At 64.0% G+C, this 16,868-nt stretch carries 11 protein-coding genes and 1 pseudogene; 7 read left to right on the forward strand and 5 right to left on the reverse strand.

Annotated features, from left to right (window positions below):
* Positions 1 to 53 precede the first annotated feature (53 nt).
* The 3 genes from IVB41_RS11280 (at position 54) to IVB41_RS11290 (ending at position 2,946) form a co-directional block, all read left to right on the forward strand.
* Positions 54 to 503 carry a cupin domain-containing protein gene (locus IVB41_RS11280; RefSeq protein WP_247358505.1) on the forward strand — a complete coding sequence of 150 codons (450 nt, stop codon included), beginning with the start codon at positions 54 to 56 and terminating at the stop codon, positions 501 to 503.
* A gap of 40 nt (positions 504 to 543) precedes the next feature.
* On the forward strand, positions 544 to 1,617 hold the full coding sequence (locus tag IVB41_RS11285; protein WP_247431006.1) for a hypothetical protein: 1,074 nt from the start codon (positions 544 to 546) through the stop codon (positions 1,615 to 1,617).
* Between the two features lie 153 nt (positions 1,618 to 1,770).
* Positions 1,771 to 2,946 (forward strand): YncE family protein, encoded by a 1,176-nt coding sequence (locus IVB41_RS11290; protein ID WP_247431011.1) that lies wholly within the window; start codon positions 1,771 to 1,773, stop codon positions 2,944 to 2,946.
* A 36-nt stretch (positions 2,947 to 2,982) separates the two neighbouring features.
* On the opposite strand, the gene IVB41_RS11295 is transcribed toward IVB41_RS11290, so the two are convergent.
* Positions 2,983 to 3,801, reverse strand: a complete 819-nt coding sequence (locus IVB41_RS11295; protein ID WP_247431014.1) for an ABC transporter substrate-binding protein — start codon at positions 3,799 to 3,801, stop codon at positions 2,983 to 2,985.
* Positions 3,802 to 4,056: 255 nt separating this feature from the next.
* Between IVB41_RS11295 and IVB41_RS11300 the strand changes: the two genes are divergently transcribed.
* Positions 4,057 to 5,250, forward strand: coding sequence for an efflux RND transporter periplasmic adaptor subunit (locus IVB41_RS11300; RefSeq protein WP_247431017.1), 1,194 nt, complete (start codon positions 4,057 to 4,059; stop codon positions 5,248 to 5,250).
* Positions 5,251 to 5,274: 24 nt separating this feature from the next.
* Positions 5,275 to 8,433 carry an efflux RND transporter permease subunit gene (locus IVB41_RS11305; RefSeq protein ID WP_247431020.1) on the forward strand — a complete coding sequence of 1,053 codons (3,159 nt, stop codon included), beginning with the start codon at positions 5,275 to 5,277 and terminating at the stop codon, positions 8,431 to 8,433.
* Here the strand turns inward: IVB41_RS11305 and IVB41_RS11310 are convergent.
* A complete protein-coding gene (locus IVB41_RS11310) occupies positions 8,430 to 10,697 on the reverse strand; it encodes a cation:proton antiporter (protein ID WP_247431023.1) in 2,268 nt (755 codons plus the stop codon). The two genes, IVB41_RS11305 and IVB41_RS11310, sit on opposite strands and share 4 nt — an antisense overlap.
* 401 nt (positions 10,698 to 11,098) lie before the next feature.
* The gene (locus tag IVB41_RS11315; protein WP_247287876.1) at positions 11,099 to 12,271 is read right to left on the reverse strand and encodes an MFS transporter; all 1,173 of its coding nucleotides are present in this window, start codon (positions 12,269 to 12,271) and stop codon (positions 11,099 to 11,101) included.
* A 59-nt stretch (positions 12,272 to 12,330) separates the two neighbouring features.
* On the opposite strand from IVB41_RS11315, the gene IVB41_RS11320 reads away from it, so the two are divergent.
* Positions 12,331 to 13,182 (forward strand): helix-turn-helix transcriptional regulator, encoded by an 852-nt coding sequence (locus IVB41_RS11320; RefSeq protein WP_247287875.1) that lies wholly within the window; start codon positions 12,331 to 12,333, stop codon positions 13,180 to 13,182.
* A gap of 180 nt (positions 13,183 to 13,362) precedes the next feature.
* Entirely contained in the window at positions 13,363 to 14,715 is a 1,353-nt protein-coding gene (locus tag IVB41_RS11325) for a malonyl-CoA decarboxylase (RefSeq protein ID WP_247431026.1), read from the forward strand.
* A 384-nt stretch (positions 14,716 to 15,099) separates the two neighbouring features.
* Here the strand turns inward: IVB41_RS11325 and IVB41_RS11330 are convergent.
* Together IVB41_RS11330 and tarD are read right to left on the reverse strand one after the other, a co-directional pair.
* Positions 15,100 to 15,387 (reverse strand): annotated as a pseudogene (locus IVB41_RS11330) (GIY-YIG nuclease family protein).
* A gap of 211 nt (positions 15,388 to 15,598) precedes the next feature.
* Positions 15,599 to 16,768: a mandelate racemase/muconate lactonizing enzyme family protein gene (gene tarD / locus IVB41_RS11335; protein ID WP_247431029.1), complete on the reverse strand. Its 1,170-nt coding sequence runs from the start codon at positions 16,766 to 16,768 to the stop codon at positions 15,599 to 15,601.
* Positions 16,769 to 16,868 lie beyond the last annotated feature (100 nt).

Raw genomic sequence — 16,868 nt, forward strand, 5'->3', positions numbered from 1 at the left:
CATGGCTGCTGCGCAACACTCCGTGTCAGTTACAATCCCATTGGAGGCGACCCATGACGTCACTCGAAAAAGGCATCACCGCGAACGGTACGGGCTATGGCGGCAAGACCTGGAACATCCTCGGCCAGGTCTACTTCCCCAAGGCCGTCACCGAGTCCACTTTCGCGTTCGAGACCAACAGCGATCCCGGCCAGTTCGTGCCGGTACACATCCATCCGACCCAGGACGAATTCATCCTGGTGCAGGAAGGCACGCTCGACCTCAAGCTCGACGGCCAATGGGTCAAGGCCCACGCCGGCGACCTCGTGCGCCTGCCGCGCGGCATCCCGCATGGCTATTTCAACAAATCCGACAAGCCGGCCCGTGCGTTGTTCTGGGTCTCGCCGATGCAGAAGCTGGAGGCGTTGTTCAATCAGCTCCATGACCTGACCGATCCGGCCGAGGTCGTGCGCATCTCGGCGCTGCACGAGGTCGACTTCCTGCCGCCCGAAGCCAACGACTAGGCTACGATCCCCGACCGACGAATCGTTGGGGGATCCGGCCATGCCTGCACGACGTCAACTCCTCGCAATCATCGCGGCGCTTGGGCTGCTCCTTACGACGCTGGTCCCGTGCCGGGCGCAAACGCTCACTGCCAGGCAATCGGAGGCGGTTGCGACCTACGAGCGTGCGCTCGGCGACTTCAAGGCGATTCTGGCCGAGCGGCGCCGCCAGATCGACGCCAAGCAGCCGCTGCCGAACCTGCCGGGCCAGGCGCTGTATCTGGCACGCGTCGCCATGATCAGTGCTTACAAGGATCTCACCGACGCCATGCCGTCGCGGATCGGCAGGCCCAACAAGTTCGAGATACCTCCGGCCTATTTCGATGCTGACATCGAGCCGCTGGTCGACGAATACTCAAAGCTGTTCGAGATCATGGAAGCGCCGCCGGCCGGGGCGCAGAACTCGGCGACGCCGTTCAAGGACGTAGTCGATCTCGCGGTCGCGATCGCGCGCGCCAAGGGGCTTGCGCCTGACCACGCCGAAGCCGCGGGCCGGATCAGCCTCGGGCTGTTCTTCGCCGAGACCAACGGCAAGCAGAACGTCCGCAACGGGCGCTCGAACACCTATATGGGCAGCTTCCAGACCGGCCCATCCGAGGACCGCAACGGCCGCAGGAAATGGGAGACCATCAAGGCCGAGATCGCGGCCGCCGATCCCGGGTTGAGCGCGCGCGACGACAAGGAGGAGGCGCGCGCCCGCGCCACCGATCATCGCTTCAATCACTGGACCAACGTGCGCGACGGCCTGATGAACGCGCATGCGGATGTTTTCCGGGAGATCCCGGGAATCGTGAAGACGCTGCCCGACCCGATCGACCAGATGAAGCTGTTCGAGCTGATCCAGATCGTTCCTACGCCGACGCGGTCGGCGCTCAAGTCCGGCGATCTCCTGAACTACAGGGTGTCCAGTCCGACGATCATGAAGCACCTGCGCAACAACAGCATCTTCGCATTCGGACAGGCCGACCGGGCGCGCACCTCGGCAAGCTTCCGGGAAATCCTTGGCGCGATGTGGCTGTTCAAGCGAAAGTTCGAGAAGGCGATGGCGAAATATGCGGAGATCAAGCCGCGTTGAGGGGCGTCGCCGCGTGGCACGCGGGTGAGAGCTAGCTCCCGCCTTGTAGCCGTCCGTCGGCGTCTTCAAAGGCAAACGGTCGCCGCCTGGTCATTGCGTCCTGCGCCCGGTGCATTTAGCTTCTCCGGACAAGAACAAATCTCGGGGGGACACATGACAGCCGCTCTTCGCAAGCGCACGCACCGTGCCGTATGGGCCTTGATCTCAACATCGCTGGCCGGTCTGGCCAATTTCGCCGCGCATGCCGAGATCGTCGTCACGGCCAATGACGGCAAGATGGTGCTCGAGAACGGCAGCGCCGTGGTGCGCAAGCAGCCGCTGCCGGACACGGTGAGCGTCATCGACTTCACCGACGGTGCCTTGAAACTTCTCGGCGAAGTGCCCGCCCCGGCCAGCGTCGTCGGCCCGCCTCCGAGCGTGGCCATTGCGCCGGATGGCGCGTTCGCCCTCGTCACCGGCGCGATGAAGCTCGATCCTGCGGATCCGGCCAAGACGGTGCCCGACGACAAGCTCTCGGTCATCGACCTGAAATCCGTACCCCCCAAAGTGCTGGCGACCTTGCAAGCAGGCGCCGGCGCTGCCGGCGTTTCGATCAACCGTGCAGGCACGCTGGCACTGGTTGCGAACCGCAGCGAAGGCACGGTCTCGGTCTTCACGATCAGCGGGAGCACGCTTGCGGCGGCAGGCAAGATCCAGCTCGGCGACGCCAAATCAGGACCCAGCCACGCCGTCTTTTCCCATGACGGCGCGACCGCGCTGGTCACGCGCGACGGAGACAGCAAGATCTCGCTTCTGACTGTGGACGGGAGCAAGGTCGAGTACGCCAAGCGCGATCTCTCCGCGGGCATCCGCCCCTACGACATCGACCTCACCGGCAGCGCCGCCGCCATCGTCGGCAATGTCGGCGCCAGCAGCGGCGACAACGACACGATCAGCCTGATCGACATGACGGCGAAACCGGTCCGCGTCGTCACGACGGTGAGCGTCGGCCAGACGCCGGAAGCCGTGAAGATGTCCCCGGACGGCAGCCATGTGGCCGTGACCGTCATGAACGGCTCGAACAAGCCGCCGGCCTCGCCGTTCTTCAACGATTTCGGCCTGCTCAAGGTCTACAAGATTTCGGGCACTGACCTTACGCCGGTGACGGAAGCCAAGATCGGCCATTGGTGCCAGGGCATGGTGTGGTCCAAGGACTCCAAATATGTCGTGGCCCAGTGCATGGTCGAAAACGAGCTGATCGCCTTCTCGTTCGACGGCAAGGCGCTGAACAAGACATCCACGCTCAAGATGCAAGTGAGCCCCGCGGGCATCCGCACCGCGGAGCCGTAGGGCCGGAGCGCGGCGCAGCCATCCTGCGCCGCCGTCTTATTCAGTGCGGATCGGCGTGTCCTTCAGGCCGTTGTTGTCATAGGCCTTGCGCAAGGTGCCGTTCGTCACCGCCTCGTTCATGAACTTGCTCACGAACGCCAAAGCCTGGCTGCGGCCGAGCGGGACAGCGACGGCCGTGACGGTCTTCTTGAACGTCTCTTCGAGCACGCGCGTGCCGGGGATCTTCTGCGCCATCTTGTTGAGCTGGTCGCGCGACAGCGCGAAGGCGTCGATCTCGCCGCTGCTGAGGAGGCCGAAGATCTCGTCGTAAGTCTGATAGCCCGTGACCTTCGCGTTCTTCAGATGCGCGACCGCGCCGCGCATCGTGGTCGTGGCGTTGACGGCCGCGACCTTGATGCCGGACTGGTCGAGCGTGGCAAAACTGGTGATGTTCGAACCGGCCTTAACGATGTAGGTGGCGTCCGCGACCTCGTAGATCGGGCCGAACATCATCCTGGTCTCGCGCTCGGGATCCTTGGGGAGCCAGGTGACGTCCCAAGCACCTTTTTCAAGAGTGCCTTTCGATGCCGCATCGGTGATCTGGCCGGAATTCTGGTGCACGACATATTCGACGGGGACGCCGAGCTGGGCGGCCATTTCCCTGCCGAGATCGACGGGCACGCCGGAATAACCGGCTTCGGTCTTGGTAGACCAGAATGCACCGCCCGCCGGACTGATTGCGATCGCGACCCGCAGCTTGCCGGTCGGTGCGATCTCGTTTTTCAGACCATCGGCTAGCGCGGGCATGGCAACGGCCGCGGCGAGAGCGAGGCCGGCAAGGACCGACTTAAGGACCGACTGGAGAGACGTGGGCATGTCATGATCTCCCGACCTTTTCTTCCTTTATTCTTCTCTTGTTCGTTCCGAACGCTTCGCGCGTCGTCGCTCGGCCTTTGAGATAATTGTGGTCGATCGTGCGCGCGATGAAAAGCGGTTTGTCATGACAAACCCCGTCAAAGGCCACACCGCCACTTGCAGTTCAAGGCCGCTGACTGCCATGGCTATGGTGTTCCATGGCCGGGTGTTTGTTGGTAGCCTGCCGCACCGACAGATAGCAACCGGGGCCACCGAATGACGCGCGCGAATCTCGCATCACCAGCACAGCGCATTGGGGCCGGGAGGCATGTCGGGCCGGCAGTGGCCGCCGTCGCGGCCGTTACCATCCTCGCCGGCTGTGAGGACAAGAATACGTTCGTCGCCCCGCCGCCGCCTAAGGTGGACGTCGCCGCGCCGGTGCAGCGCCCGGTGACGCGGTATGTCGAGGCCACCGGCAACACCGCGCCGGTCAAGAATGTCGATCTCGTCGCGCGCGTGCAAGGATTCCTTCAATCGATCGATTACCAGGACGGCGCGTTCGTCAAGCAAGGCACCCAGCTGTTCACGATCGAGCCTGAGACCTACAAGCTCAAGCTCGATCAGGCGCAGGCGGCCGAGGCCGGCGCGCAGGCCTCGCTCCGGCAGGCGGAAGCCGACTTCAAGCGGCAGGCCGAACTGGTGCAGCGCCAGGCGGTCTCGCAGGCGACCCTGGACACTTCGACCTCGAACCGCGACAACGCACAGGCCAACCTCCAGCAGGCCCAGGCCAACACCCGCCTCGCCGAAGTCAACTACGGCTACACCAAGGTGAGCGCACCATTCGACGGCGTCGTCAGCGCGCATATGGTCTCGATCGGCGAACTCGTCGGGGTCTCCTCCCCGACTCAACTCGCCTCCATCGTCGCGATGGATCCGATCTATGTGAACTTCACAGTCAACGAGCAGGACGTGCTGCGCATCCGTGCCGAGGCCGCTCGCCGCGGGCTCACCGCCGCCGACATGAAGCAATTTCCGATTCAAGTCGGCCTGCAGACCGAGGCCGGCTATCCTCATGAGGGCAAGCTCGACTATGTCGCCCCGACCCTCACCCAATCGACCGGCACGCTCGCGGTGCGCGGTCTCGTGCCCAACGACAAGCGGGTGCTGCTGCCCGGCTATTTCGTCCGCGTTCGCGTGCCCTTCACCCAGGAGAAGGACGCCCTGCTCGTGCCCGACACCGCGCTCGGCAGCGACCAGGGCGGCCGCTATCTCCTCGTCGTCAACGGCGACAACGTTGTCGAGCAGCGCAAGGTGCAGATCGGTCCCGTCGACAACGGCTTGCGCGTGATCGGAAGCGGCTTGAAGCCGGATGATCGCGTGGTGATCGCAGGGCTCTTGCGCGTGATTCCGGGCCAGAGGATCGACCCGCAGGTGACGAAGATCGAGCAACCGCAGGCGTCTGCCAAGTAAGATCCGCAAGTAGGAGCGCCGGCCATGATCTCAAAGTTCTTCATCGAGCGGCCGGTCCTCTCGAACGTCATCGCACTGCTGATGATCCTGATCGGCGGCGTCGCGCTGTTCAACCTCGCGATCGCGCAATATCCCGACGTGGTGCCGCCGACGGTGCAGGTCACGACCCGCTATCCCGGCGCGAGCGCCAAGACTGTGATCGACACGGTTGCCTTGCCGATCGAACAACAGGTCAACGGCGTCGAGGATATGCTCTACATGCAGTCCTACAGCGGCTCCGACGGCACCTATACGCTGACCGTGACCTTCAAGATCGGCACCGACCTCAACTTCGCGCAGGTGCTGGTGCAGAATCGCGTCTCCAGCGCGCTGTCGCAACTGCCCCAGTCGGTGCAGAACCAGGGCGTCACCGTGCAGAAGCGGTCGACGTCCATCCTGCTGTTCGTGACGCTGACCTCGCCCGACAAGACGTTCGACAGCCTTTATTTGAGCAACTACGCCACCATCAACCTCCGCGACGAACTCTCGCGCTTGCCCGGCGTCGGCAACGTCACCGTGTTCGGTGCCGGTCAGTATTCGATGCGGGTGTGGCTCGATCCGAACAAGCTGCAGGTCCGTGGTCTGGTCCCGCAGGACGTCATCCAGGCGATCCAGCAGCAGAGCCAGCAGGTCTCCGCGGGCCAAGTCGGCGCACCGCCGACACCGCCGGGACAGGCGTTCCAGTATACACTCAACGTCAACGGCAGGCTCGACGACACCACCGGGTTCGAGAACATCATCGTCAAATCGGGCACCAGCGGCGACGTCACGCGGGTGCGCGACGTCGGTTGGGTCGAATTGGGCGCGCAGACCTACAGCCAGATCTTCTCCCTGAACAAGCAGCCGGCCACCGGCATCGGCGTGTTCCAGTCGCCAGGCGCCAATGCACTCCAGGTCGAGCAGGCCGTCGAGAAGAAGATGGCGGAGCTTGCAAAGGCCTTCCCGCAAGGGATGAAATACGACACGCCGTTCGACACCACCAAATTCGTGCAGGCCTCGGTGCACGAGGTCTACATGACGCTGATCGAGGCCGGCCTGCTGGTGCTGGTCGTCATCCTGGTTTTCCTGCAGGACTGGCGCGCGATGCTGGTGCCGGCGACCACGGTGCCGGTGACCATCATCGGCGCCTTCGCCGCCATGGCGGCGCTCGGCTTCACCATCAACATGTCGACTTTGTTCGCGATCGTGCTGGCGATCGGCATCGTCGTCGACGACGCCATCGTCGTGGTCGAAGGCGCGGCTCACAACATCGAGCAGGGCATGAACGGCCACGACGCCGCGATCAAGGCGATGGACCAGCTGTTCGCGCCGATCGTCGGCATCACGCTCGTGCTGATCTCGGTGTTTCTGCCGGCCTCGTTCCTCGCCGGGCTCACCGGCCGCATCTATTCGCAATTCGCACTGGTGATCGCCGCGACCGCGCTTCTGTCCGCCATCAACGCGGCGACGCTGAAGCCGACGCAATGCGCACTGTGGCTGCGGCCGACGGTGCCGCCGGAGCAGCGCAACTTCTTCTATCGCGGCTTCAACGCGGTCTACAACCGCGTCGAGCGCGGCTACATCCGGCTGATCGGCGTGCTGTGCAGGAACAGCACGATCTCGGTCGCATTCGCGCTGGTGCTGATCGGGATCGGCGGCTATGGCCTGTCCCGGGTGCCGACCGGATTCCTGCCGATCGAGGACCAGGGCTACCTGATCGCCGCCGTGCAACTGCCCGACGGTGCCGCGCTGGAGCGGACTCAGAAGGTGCTCGACAGAGCGAGCAAGCTGATCAAGGACACGCCTGGAGTCCAGCAGGTCATCACCATCGCCGGCATCTCCGCGCTCGACAACAGCGCCAGCCTTGCCAATGCCGGCGTCGCCTACATCATCCTGAAGGACTGGGACGCGCGCAAAGGACCGGGCGAAGATCTGCGCTCGCTGGTCTACGGGCTGAACGACAAGCTCGCGGTCATCATGGAGGCGCGCACGCTGGTGCTGCCGCCGCCGCCGATCCAGGGCATCGGCAACGCCGCCGGTTTCTCGATGCAGGTCGAACTGCGCGACGGCAACAGCGATTTCGCCAAGCTCCAGGCCATCACGGGCGCGATGGTCAGCAATGGCCAGAGCCAGAGCGCGCTCCAGCGCGTGCAATCCTCGTTCCGCTCGTCGGTGCCGCAGTTCAACGTCGAGATCGACCGCATCAAGACCCAGACCCTGCACGTCACGACCGACCAGGTGTTCGCCGCGCTGTCGACCTACCTCGGCTCGTCCTATGTCAACCAGTTCAACAAATTCGGCCGCGTGTTCCAGGTCTACACCCAAGCCGATCCCGCCTTCCGCGTCACCGAGCGCGACATCGCCAACATGATGGTGCGCAACTCGAACGGCGACATGATTCCGATCGGCACCGTCGCCACGATCACGCCGGCCACCGGCCCCTCGCTGATCAGCCTTTACAATCTCTATCCGTCGTCGACCGTGATCGGCCTGCCCGCGCAGGGCTACTCTTCGGGCCAGTCGCTGAAGCTGATGGAGGAAATCGCGGACAAGACGCTGCCGCCGGGCACCGGCTTCGAATGGACCGCGATGTCCTATCAAGAGAAGGCCGTCTCCAACCAGATCTACTGGGTGTTCGGGCTCGCCATGCTGCTGGTCTATCTCGTGCTCGCCGGCCAGTACGAGAGCTGGTACGCACCGATCTCGGTGATCCTGGCGGTGCCGCTGTCGTTGCTCGGACCGATGCTGATCCTCAATGCCCTGAAGATCGACAACAATCTCTATTGCCAGATCGGCCTGATCCTCTTGATCGCGCTGTCGGCCAAGAACGCCATCCTGATCGTCGAGGTCGGGCTCGAGCTGCACGGCCGCGACGGCAAGCCGGTGCTAGAATCCGCGATTGAAGCCGCGCGCGCCCGCTTCCGCCCGATCCTGATGACGTCGTTCGCCTTCATCCTCGGCGTGGTGCCGCTGGTGATCGCGACCGGCGCCGGCGCCAGCGCGCGGAAGTCGATCGGCATCACCGTGTTCTCGGGCATGCTGGCCTCGACCTGCCTCGCGGTGCTGTTCGTGCCGGCGTTCTTCGTGGTGGTGCAGCGCTTCGAGAACTGGCGTGCGTCGAAGAAAACCCCGAAGGCGGTGGCGGTGGCCGAGGTGAAGTCCTAGGCCTTCTCCGCAGGGACCTGCCGCGCCTCGCCGCTCGAGACCAGCAGCACCGAGACCTTCGCCTGCCTGAGGACGGCGTCGGCGACGCCGCCGAAGGAGAGATGATCGGCCTGGATGCGATCGACGCCCATCACCACGAGATCGACATCGATGGTCTCGATCTCGCGCAGGATCGCCGCTTCCGGCGCCCGGTTCGCGCGCAAGGTCGTGGTGATGTCGACGTCGTAGCGGGCGGCGAGATCGCTGGCGTCCTTCAGGATGCCGGCCTCGTGGCTCAGACCACGAGAGGCGCCGCGTTGCGCGCCCTTGTCGCGCGTGGTCGCGACATAGATCACCCGGAGCGAGCCTGATCCCGCCTGCGCCAGCGCGACCGCGACCTCGGCGCCGCGCTTGGAGACGCCGCTGCCGGAGACCGGAACGAGGATGTTGAGCGCTTCGGGCGTCGGCTGCTTCAGGTGCTTGCCCTTGGCCGCCACGATCGCGAGCGGTCCTTCGAACTTCGCTGCAATGTCCTCGATCTTGCGGTCGAATCGATCCTTGGTGGCTGCGACCTTGTCGGTGCCGACGACTAGGAGATCGAAGCCCTTCTTCGCTTCGTCTCCTATCGTCTCCCCGAGCCCGGATTTGCGGACCCGCGTCGTGACATCGACGTTGCGGACATCCTGGTCACCGGTCGCTGATACCGCTTCAGCTGCCTTCTTCACCACCGCCTCGGGGCTTTCCTCTTCGTCGCGACCCTTCTCCTGATCCTTGGCGCGCTTGCCGATGTGCAGCACGGTGATCGGCAGGCCGCGCATGCCGGCGATCAGGCCGGCGATGTGGGCGGCGAAGGTGGCGTTGACGCTCTCGTCCACCGCGAGCAAGGGACGTTCGAGATTGGCGACGAAGCCGCGCCTCTCGAACTCTTCGCGTTCCAGGCGCTCTTGCTCCTCCTTGTTCATCGGCAGCTTCGCTAGCGCCGCGCGCAGCATCGGCGGCATGGCCATCGTGGTCACGATCGCCATGGTGACGATCATCGTGAAAAGATTCTGGCTGAGCACGCCGATCGAAAGACCGATGGTGGCGATGATCACTTCGGTCGAGCCGCGCGCGTTCATCCCGCTTGCGAGCGCCAGCGACTCCCGTGTGTTCAACCCGCCCACGGTTCCGCCGACGAAGGCGCCGCCGAACTTGCCGACGCTGGCGATCACGACCAGCAGGCCGGTGAGCATCAGCAGATCGGGATCGCGCAGCACTGTGAGGTCGGCGCTCAGGCCGGCCAGACCGAAGAACACTGGCATGAAGAAGCTCGAGATCAACCCGCGCAGGCGCTCGTCGATCTGCCGCGTCAGGATCGGGGACTCCCCGACCAGAATGCCGGCGACGAAGGCACCGAGCACGGTGTGGACGCCGATCAGATGGGTGATCAGCGCCATGGCGCACATCAGCAGCAGGATCACCGTGATGACCGGGGCGGTGCTGACGAGATTATCGTTGGCCCATCGAATGAGCTGGAACACGAGGCGGCGGCCGATGGTGAAGCTGATGGCGAGGAAGGCCAGCGTGCCCAGCACGGCTTTCGCCACCGAGGCGATATCCAGCGTGCCGTGCGAGGCCAGACTGAAGATGACGGCGATGATGATCCAGCCGATGGTGTCGTCGATGACGGCGGTGGCGACGATGATCTGGCCGACATTGCGGCGCATGAAGTTCATCTCGCGCACGACCACCGCGACGATCTTCACCGAGGAGATCGACAGCGCCGTGCCCATGAACAGCGACGCAACCAGGCGGGCTTGCGGATTCGGCAACAGCGCGTCCGGCAGAAATTCACCGAGCGCGAAGCCGCAGGCGAAGGGCACGAGGATGCCGGCGATCGAGATCGCGATCGCGGCCTTGCCGACCTTCCTGACCAGCTTGAGGTCGGTCTCCATGCCGGTCAGCAGCAGCAGAAGCAGGATGCCGAACTGCGCGATGCCGTCGATCATCGCTTTCTGCTCGGGCGTTTTGGGGAAGATCGCGTGCTGTGCGTCAGGCCAGACCCAACCGAACAGCGACGGCCCCAGCAGGATGCCGGCGAGCAATTCGCCGATCACCGAGGGCTGGCCGAGGCGCTGCATGATCTCGCCGAGACCGCGGCCGACCGCGATCAACAGCACGATCTGCGCCACCAGCAGGAATTCGGACGGACCGGCCGATTTGCCGCCCTCGGCACTGGCCGCAACGGTGGTGAGGACGAGAGCCGCGGCGACAAGGCCGACCGGTCGGAGCAGGCTCCACTGCATGCAGGAATTTTCCCCCTTCAACTGCCCCGGCGAGGTGCCGGGATGACGGGGATAGAACCCGCGGTGGGCGCAGCGGGTTCCTGTCGCTTGCAGGGGGGGTTAGGGGGCAACACAAAAAAACGCTAAAACAACCCCATGCACAGTAGAGATGAGGTTGAAAAGGCTGGAGAAAATTTTGTGTGCGCCGAAATCATATTTCGTCTTTGCCGAAAACTGATTGCTCCGTCGGGCAAAACACTGGCATGATGGCATCATGAGTGGTCTGCGCAGGGTGCCTCCTCATCCCCCGTCATTGCGAGCGCAGCGAAGCAATCCAGACTGCCGCCGCGGAAAGATTCTGGATTGCTTCGCTGCGCTCGCAATGACGACGTGGAGGCAGCCGCGCGCCTCACGCCGATCCCTCACACCGCCTGCGGTGTCCTGATCTCGCGCGGGAGAATGATCGCCGCTGCGATCGCGAGCAGGCAGAGGGCGGCGAAGGCGTGCAGCATGGTGACGAAGCCGCCCTGCTCGTAGAGCCAGGCGACCAGGCCGACGGAGGCGCCGGCGGCGGTGAAGCCGATGAAATAGCGCACGGCATAGGCGCGCGAGCGCCATTCCTCGCTGGTGTATTTGCCGACCATGGCGTCGTTGACCGTGACCTGCCCGAACGCACCCATGACGATGCCGATCGAGACCAGGATCAGCGGCAAATTGGACAGGCTCGCGGCCAGATACAAAAACGGCGCCAGCATGAAGGACAGCGGCAGCGCCACCGTCTTCAGCGAATAGCGATCGAGCAGCCGGCCGATCGTGTATTGCGTCATCGCGCCGAACACATAGACGCAGGCCGCGATGACGCCAAGCAGCGCCGGGCTTTTGGTGAGATCGGCGAGCCGCTCGGCGAACAGCTTTGGCAGCGCGACGGTGACGGCATTGAAGGTCGTCGAGATCGCGATCACCACGATCAGCAGCGACAGGATCACGCGCCACATGTCCTGCTTGGCGACGCGCGCCTGCGCCGCCGCCTGTTTCGAACCCTTGCGGTCCTCGTGCACGACCATCATCGCAAACGCGATGCCGATCAGGATGGTGACGATGCCCGGGACGATGAAGGCGAAGCGCCAGCCGAGATATTGGCCGATCACGCCGGTGACCAGCGCCGACGATGCGACGCCGAGATTGCCCCAGACGCCGTTCATGCCCATCTCGCGGCCGAGCCTGTCAGCGTAGGAGACGATCATGGCGGTGCCGACGGGATGATAGATCGAGGCAAAAATGCCGATCGCGAACAGCGCCGCGCCAAGCTGTGCCGGGGTCTGCACGAAGCCGACCGAGATCATGGAGGCGCCGATGCCGACGAAGAAGATCAGCATCATGTGGCGGCGGCTCCAGCGGTCGCCGAGCCAGCCGGTGAGCAGCGAGCCCGCGCCGAAGGCGACGAAGCCCGGCGTCGCATAAGGCAAGAGCTCCGAATAGGCCATGCCGAGCGCCGGTCCCATGATGATCACCGCGGCGGCGAAAATCAGCATCGCGTAATGGTCGATGAAATGGCCCGCGTTGACGAAACTGATCACCCGGCTGGGGCTGTTCATGGGAATCCTCTCCTGCTCCGAAATGAGTTATATGTCTTGGGCATGACGGGATGCTGCCAATGACTGTCGTCGAGACGCCAATCCTCCGGGCAGTCCGGAGCAACCATCGCTCGCCCGCGGGCGTGCATCTGGTCGCGCGCGACTACCCCAAGGGCATGCGGATCGATCCGCATTTGCACCGCGAGGCGCAGCTGATCTATGCCGCCAGGGGCACCATGCAGGTGACGACTCCCGGGGGACGCTGGCTGGTGCCGCCGGACCGCGCGGTCTGGGTCCCCGCCGGGCTCCAGCACGCCATCGATTTGCTTGCCGATATCGAGATGCGCACGCTCTATTTCGACCTCGCCTGGCTGAAGCGCGAGCAGCGCCATGAGGGACTGACCAGGGAATTCGTGGTGCGGGTGTCGCCGCTGCTGAACCAGGCGATCCTCGCGCTGTTCGAGGCGCAAAATACCGAGGAGCGGACCGATCTGCTGGTTCGGCTGGTGATGCTGGAACTGGTCCAGGCCGAGGATTCCGCGACCTTCGTGCCGCTGCCACACGAGCCGCGCTGCCGGCGCGCGGCCATGATCGTGCTCGACGATCCCACCGGCCTGCACGACATCGACGCGCTGGCGCGCGAGGTCGGAACCTCCGCGCGCACGCTGTCGCGGCTGTTTTCGACAGAGACGCAGCTGAGCTTCAAGAGCTGGTGCCAGCGCGCAAGAATTGCGGCGGCGATCCAGCGGCTGTCGACCGATGCCAATGTGTCGGTGAAGCAGCTCGCGACCCAGCTCGGCTATGCCAGCGTGCCTGCGTTTTCCGCAGCGTTCCGTCAGGTGACGGGGCGGACCCCGACGGAGTTTGCTACACACTCGGTGTCATCGCCCGGCTTGACCGGGCGATCCAGTACTCGGGGACGGCGCGGCTAGAACCGAAAAGCTGCGGCATACTGGATGCCCCGGTCAAGCCGGGGCATGACAACTTTCTTTGGGTTTTCGAAACGCACGCCCCCGCTAAACTTGCCAAATTCCCCCGCTTGATTGTGATCGGCTTCCGCCAAAAACCCGTGTAAGATTCCCGCACCGCACAAACCCGACACGAAAGCCCCGATGGCCAACGCCTTCTTCTCCGACCTGCTCACCACCATCTCCGAGCGCGGCCGCACGCTGCTTCGCCGCGGGGATTCTGCCGACACCAAGCCGGACGCCGATGGGCTCATCGAGCTCTGTGGCGCGCTGCTGTCGGGCCGGGGCGAAGCTTCAGGCACTGCCATGGCGCGTGAGGTGCTCGACATCTACCAGGATTTGGATGCGGCCGGACGTCGCGCCTTTTTCGAAGCCCTGGTGCGCGATTTCGGCCCGGATCGGGAACGCCTGTCCAAGGCGATCGAGACATGGCGTGCCAAGCCGGCAGACGAGGATGCCAGCGCGCTTCATTTCGCCTCCGAGCCGCGCCGGCAGGAGCTGATCCGCCGCCTCAACCGCGCGCCCGGTGGCACCGGCGATCTCGTCAAGATGCGCGCCGACCTGCTCGACATGAGGAACGGGCACACCGATCTCGCCGCGCTCGATCGCGACGTTTCGCATCTTCTCTCGTCGTGGTTCAACAGGGGGTTTCTCGTGCTGCGCAGGATCGACTGGTCGACCCCGGCCAACATCCTCGAAAAGATCATCCGTTACGAGGCCGTGCACGAGATCAGCGACTGGGACGATCTGCGCCGCCGCATCGATCCGGTCGACCGCCGCTGCTACGCCTTCTTCCATCCCGCAATGGTGGACGAGCCCCTGATCTTCGTCGAGGTCGCGCTGACGGAGACGATCCCCGGCGCGATCGCGCCGCTGCTCGCCGTCGATCGCCCCTCCGTCCCGATCGAGCGCGCCCGCACCGCCGTGTTCTACTCGATCTCCAACACCCAGCGCGGTCTCGGCGGCATCTCGTTCGGCAGCTTCCTGATCAAGCAGGTGGTGGAGGAGCTGCGCCGCGAATTGCCCAAGCTCGACAATTTCGTGACGCTGTCGCCGGTGCCGGGCTTCATGCCATGGGTGAAGCAGGACAAGGATTTGCCGTTGTCGGACGAGGACCGCGAGATCCTGAAGCGCCTCGACCATCCCAAATGGTTCGAGAACGCCGAGACGACCACGCTGCTGCGTGGCGTGATCGAACCGCTCGCGGCGCACTACTTCCTCAAGGCGCGCACGCCGAAAGGCAAGCTGATCGACTCCGTCGCCCGCTTCCATCTCGGCAACGGCGCCCGCCTCGAGCGCATCAACTGGTTAGGCGATCTCTCGCCCAAGGGCGTGCGCGAGTCCGCCGGCGTGATGGTCAACTACCTCTACCGCCTCGACGACATCGAGAAGAACCACGAAGCCTACGCCAATGACGGCGAGGTCGTGGCCTCGAGCGCGGTGAAGAAGCTCTTGAAGGGCGAAGGGCGGCGGCTGCTGGATATGCGGCTGTCGTAAGGGACGTCCGGCTCGCGCTACATCGTCAATGCGAACGCAGCCGACGACGCACTCTCCGCCGTCATTGCGAGGAGCTTTTGCGACGAAGCAATCCAGACCGCGCCGCGGAAAGATTCTGGATTGCTTCGCTGCGCTCGCAATGACGGAGTGTGTGGTGACACCTGAGGCATCAAGACCACCGTCCCCGGTCTGGGCGCTGACAGGAGAGACATCACCCTCGCCACCGTCATTGCGAGGAGCTCTCGCGACGAAGCCAATCCAGACTGCCTCCTTGGAGACACTCTGGATTGCTTCGCTACGCTCGCAATGACGGAGTATGTGGCGACACCTGAGATTGCTTCGTTACGCTCGCAACGACGGAGTGTGTGGTGACACCTGGTGCAATCAGATCAGCGTCTCGTACAAATCCATCCAATCCGGATTGACGCTCTCGATCAGCGCAAGCTTCTTTTCCCGGCTGCCGGCCTTGATCTGCTTCTCGCGTGTGATCGCGTCGATCATCGTCGCATGCAGCTCGTACCAGACGAGAAGCTTGCAGCCATACTTTGACGAGAACCCCTTCACCAAGCCCTCGCGGTGCTCGAACGCGCGGCGCGGTGGATTGGACGTGACGCCTGTTTAGATCGTCCCGTTGCGACGATTGGCGAACATGTACACGCAAGGCTGCTTCATGATCGTGCTCAGCTGAGGAGAGCTTTTATGATATCACAACCAAGAGATGATTGCGAGACTTTCGCCACATCGTCATTGCGAGGAGTTCGCGACAAAATTGCAAAGCAATTTTGCGCTGATGCGACGAAGCAATCCAGACTGCGCCCGCGGAAAGACTCTGGATTGCTTCGCTGCGCTCGCAATGACGGAGTGTGCGGCCCCTCGCGTCAGGCTACTCCGCCAGCGCCTTCATTTCCTTGTAGAGATCCGATTTTCCCTCGAAGCCGATGCCCGGCAGGTCGGGCATCGTGATGTGGCCGTTCTCGACCCGGACGCCGTCGGGGAAGCCGCCATAGGGCTGGAACAGGTCGGGATAGCTCTCATTGCCGCCGAGGCCCAAGCCGGCTGCGATGTTGAGCGACATCTGGTGGCCGCCGTGGGGGATGCAGCGGCTCGGCGACCAGCCATACGTTTTCAGCACCTCCAGCGTGCGCTGGTATTCGCACAGGCCGTAGGACAGCGCGCAGTCGAATTGCAGCCAGTCGCGGTCAGGCCGCATGCCGCCGTAGCGGATCAGATTGCGGGAGTCCTGGTGGCTGAACAGGTTTTCGCCCGTTGCCATCGGGCCCGGATAGAATTCGGCGAGGGCTGCCTGCAGCGCGTAGTCGAGGGGATCGCCGACCTCCTCGTACCAGAACAGCGGATAGTCGCGCAGCATCTTGGCGTAGGCGATGCCAGTCTCGAGATCGAAGCGGCCGTTGGCGTCGACGGCGAGCTGCGCGTCCTTGCCGATCTCCTTCAGCACCGCCTCGATGCGGGCGCGATCGTCCTCGATATCGGCGCCGCCGATCTTCATCTTCACGACGTTGTAGCCGCGATCGAGATAGCCGCGCATCTCGCCGCGCAGCATTGAAAGGTCCTTGCCCGGATAGTAATAGCCGCCGGCGGCGTAGACGAACACGCGTGGATTGGCTTTGACGCCATGACGCTCGGCGAGCAGGCGGAACAGCGGTTGGCCCGCGATCTTCGCCACCGCATCCCACACCGCCATGTCGATGGTGCCGACCGCGACGGAGCGCTCGCCATGGCCGCCCGGCTTCTCGTTGGTCATCATCGCGCCCCAGACCTTGTCGGGATCGAGATTGTCGCCGGCCGCGTTCAGCAGCGATTTCGGGTTGGCCTCCAGGATGCGTGCGGCAAAGCGCTCGCGGATCAGGCCGCCCTGCCCGTACCGGCCGTTGGAGTTGAAGCCGTAGCCGACGACGCGCTTGCCATCGCGAACGACATCGGTGACGACCGCAACCAGGCTCGTCGTCATCTTGGTGAAATCGATATAGGCGTTGCGGATCGGCGAAGAGATCGGTTTCGTGATCTCGCGGACGTCGACGATGCGGACGGACATGGGGTTGGCCTTTCACTTTCGTCATTGCGAGGAGCTCTTGCGACGAAGCAATCCAGACTGCCTTCGCGGAAAGATCCTGGATTGCTTCGCTACGCTCGCA

Source organism: Bradyrhizobium sp. 44, assembly GCF_023073095.1.
Taxonomy (GTDB): Bacteria; Pseudomonadota; Alphaproteobacteria; order Rhizobiales; family Xanthobacteraceae; genus Bradyrhizobium.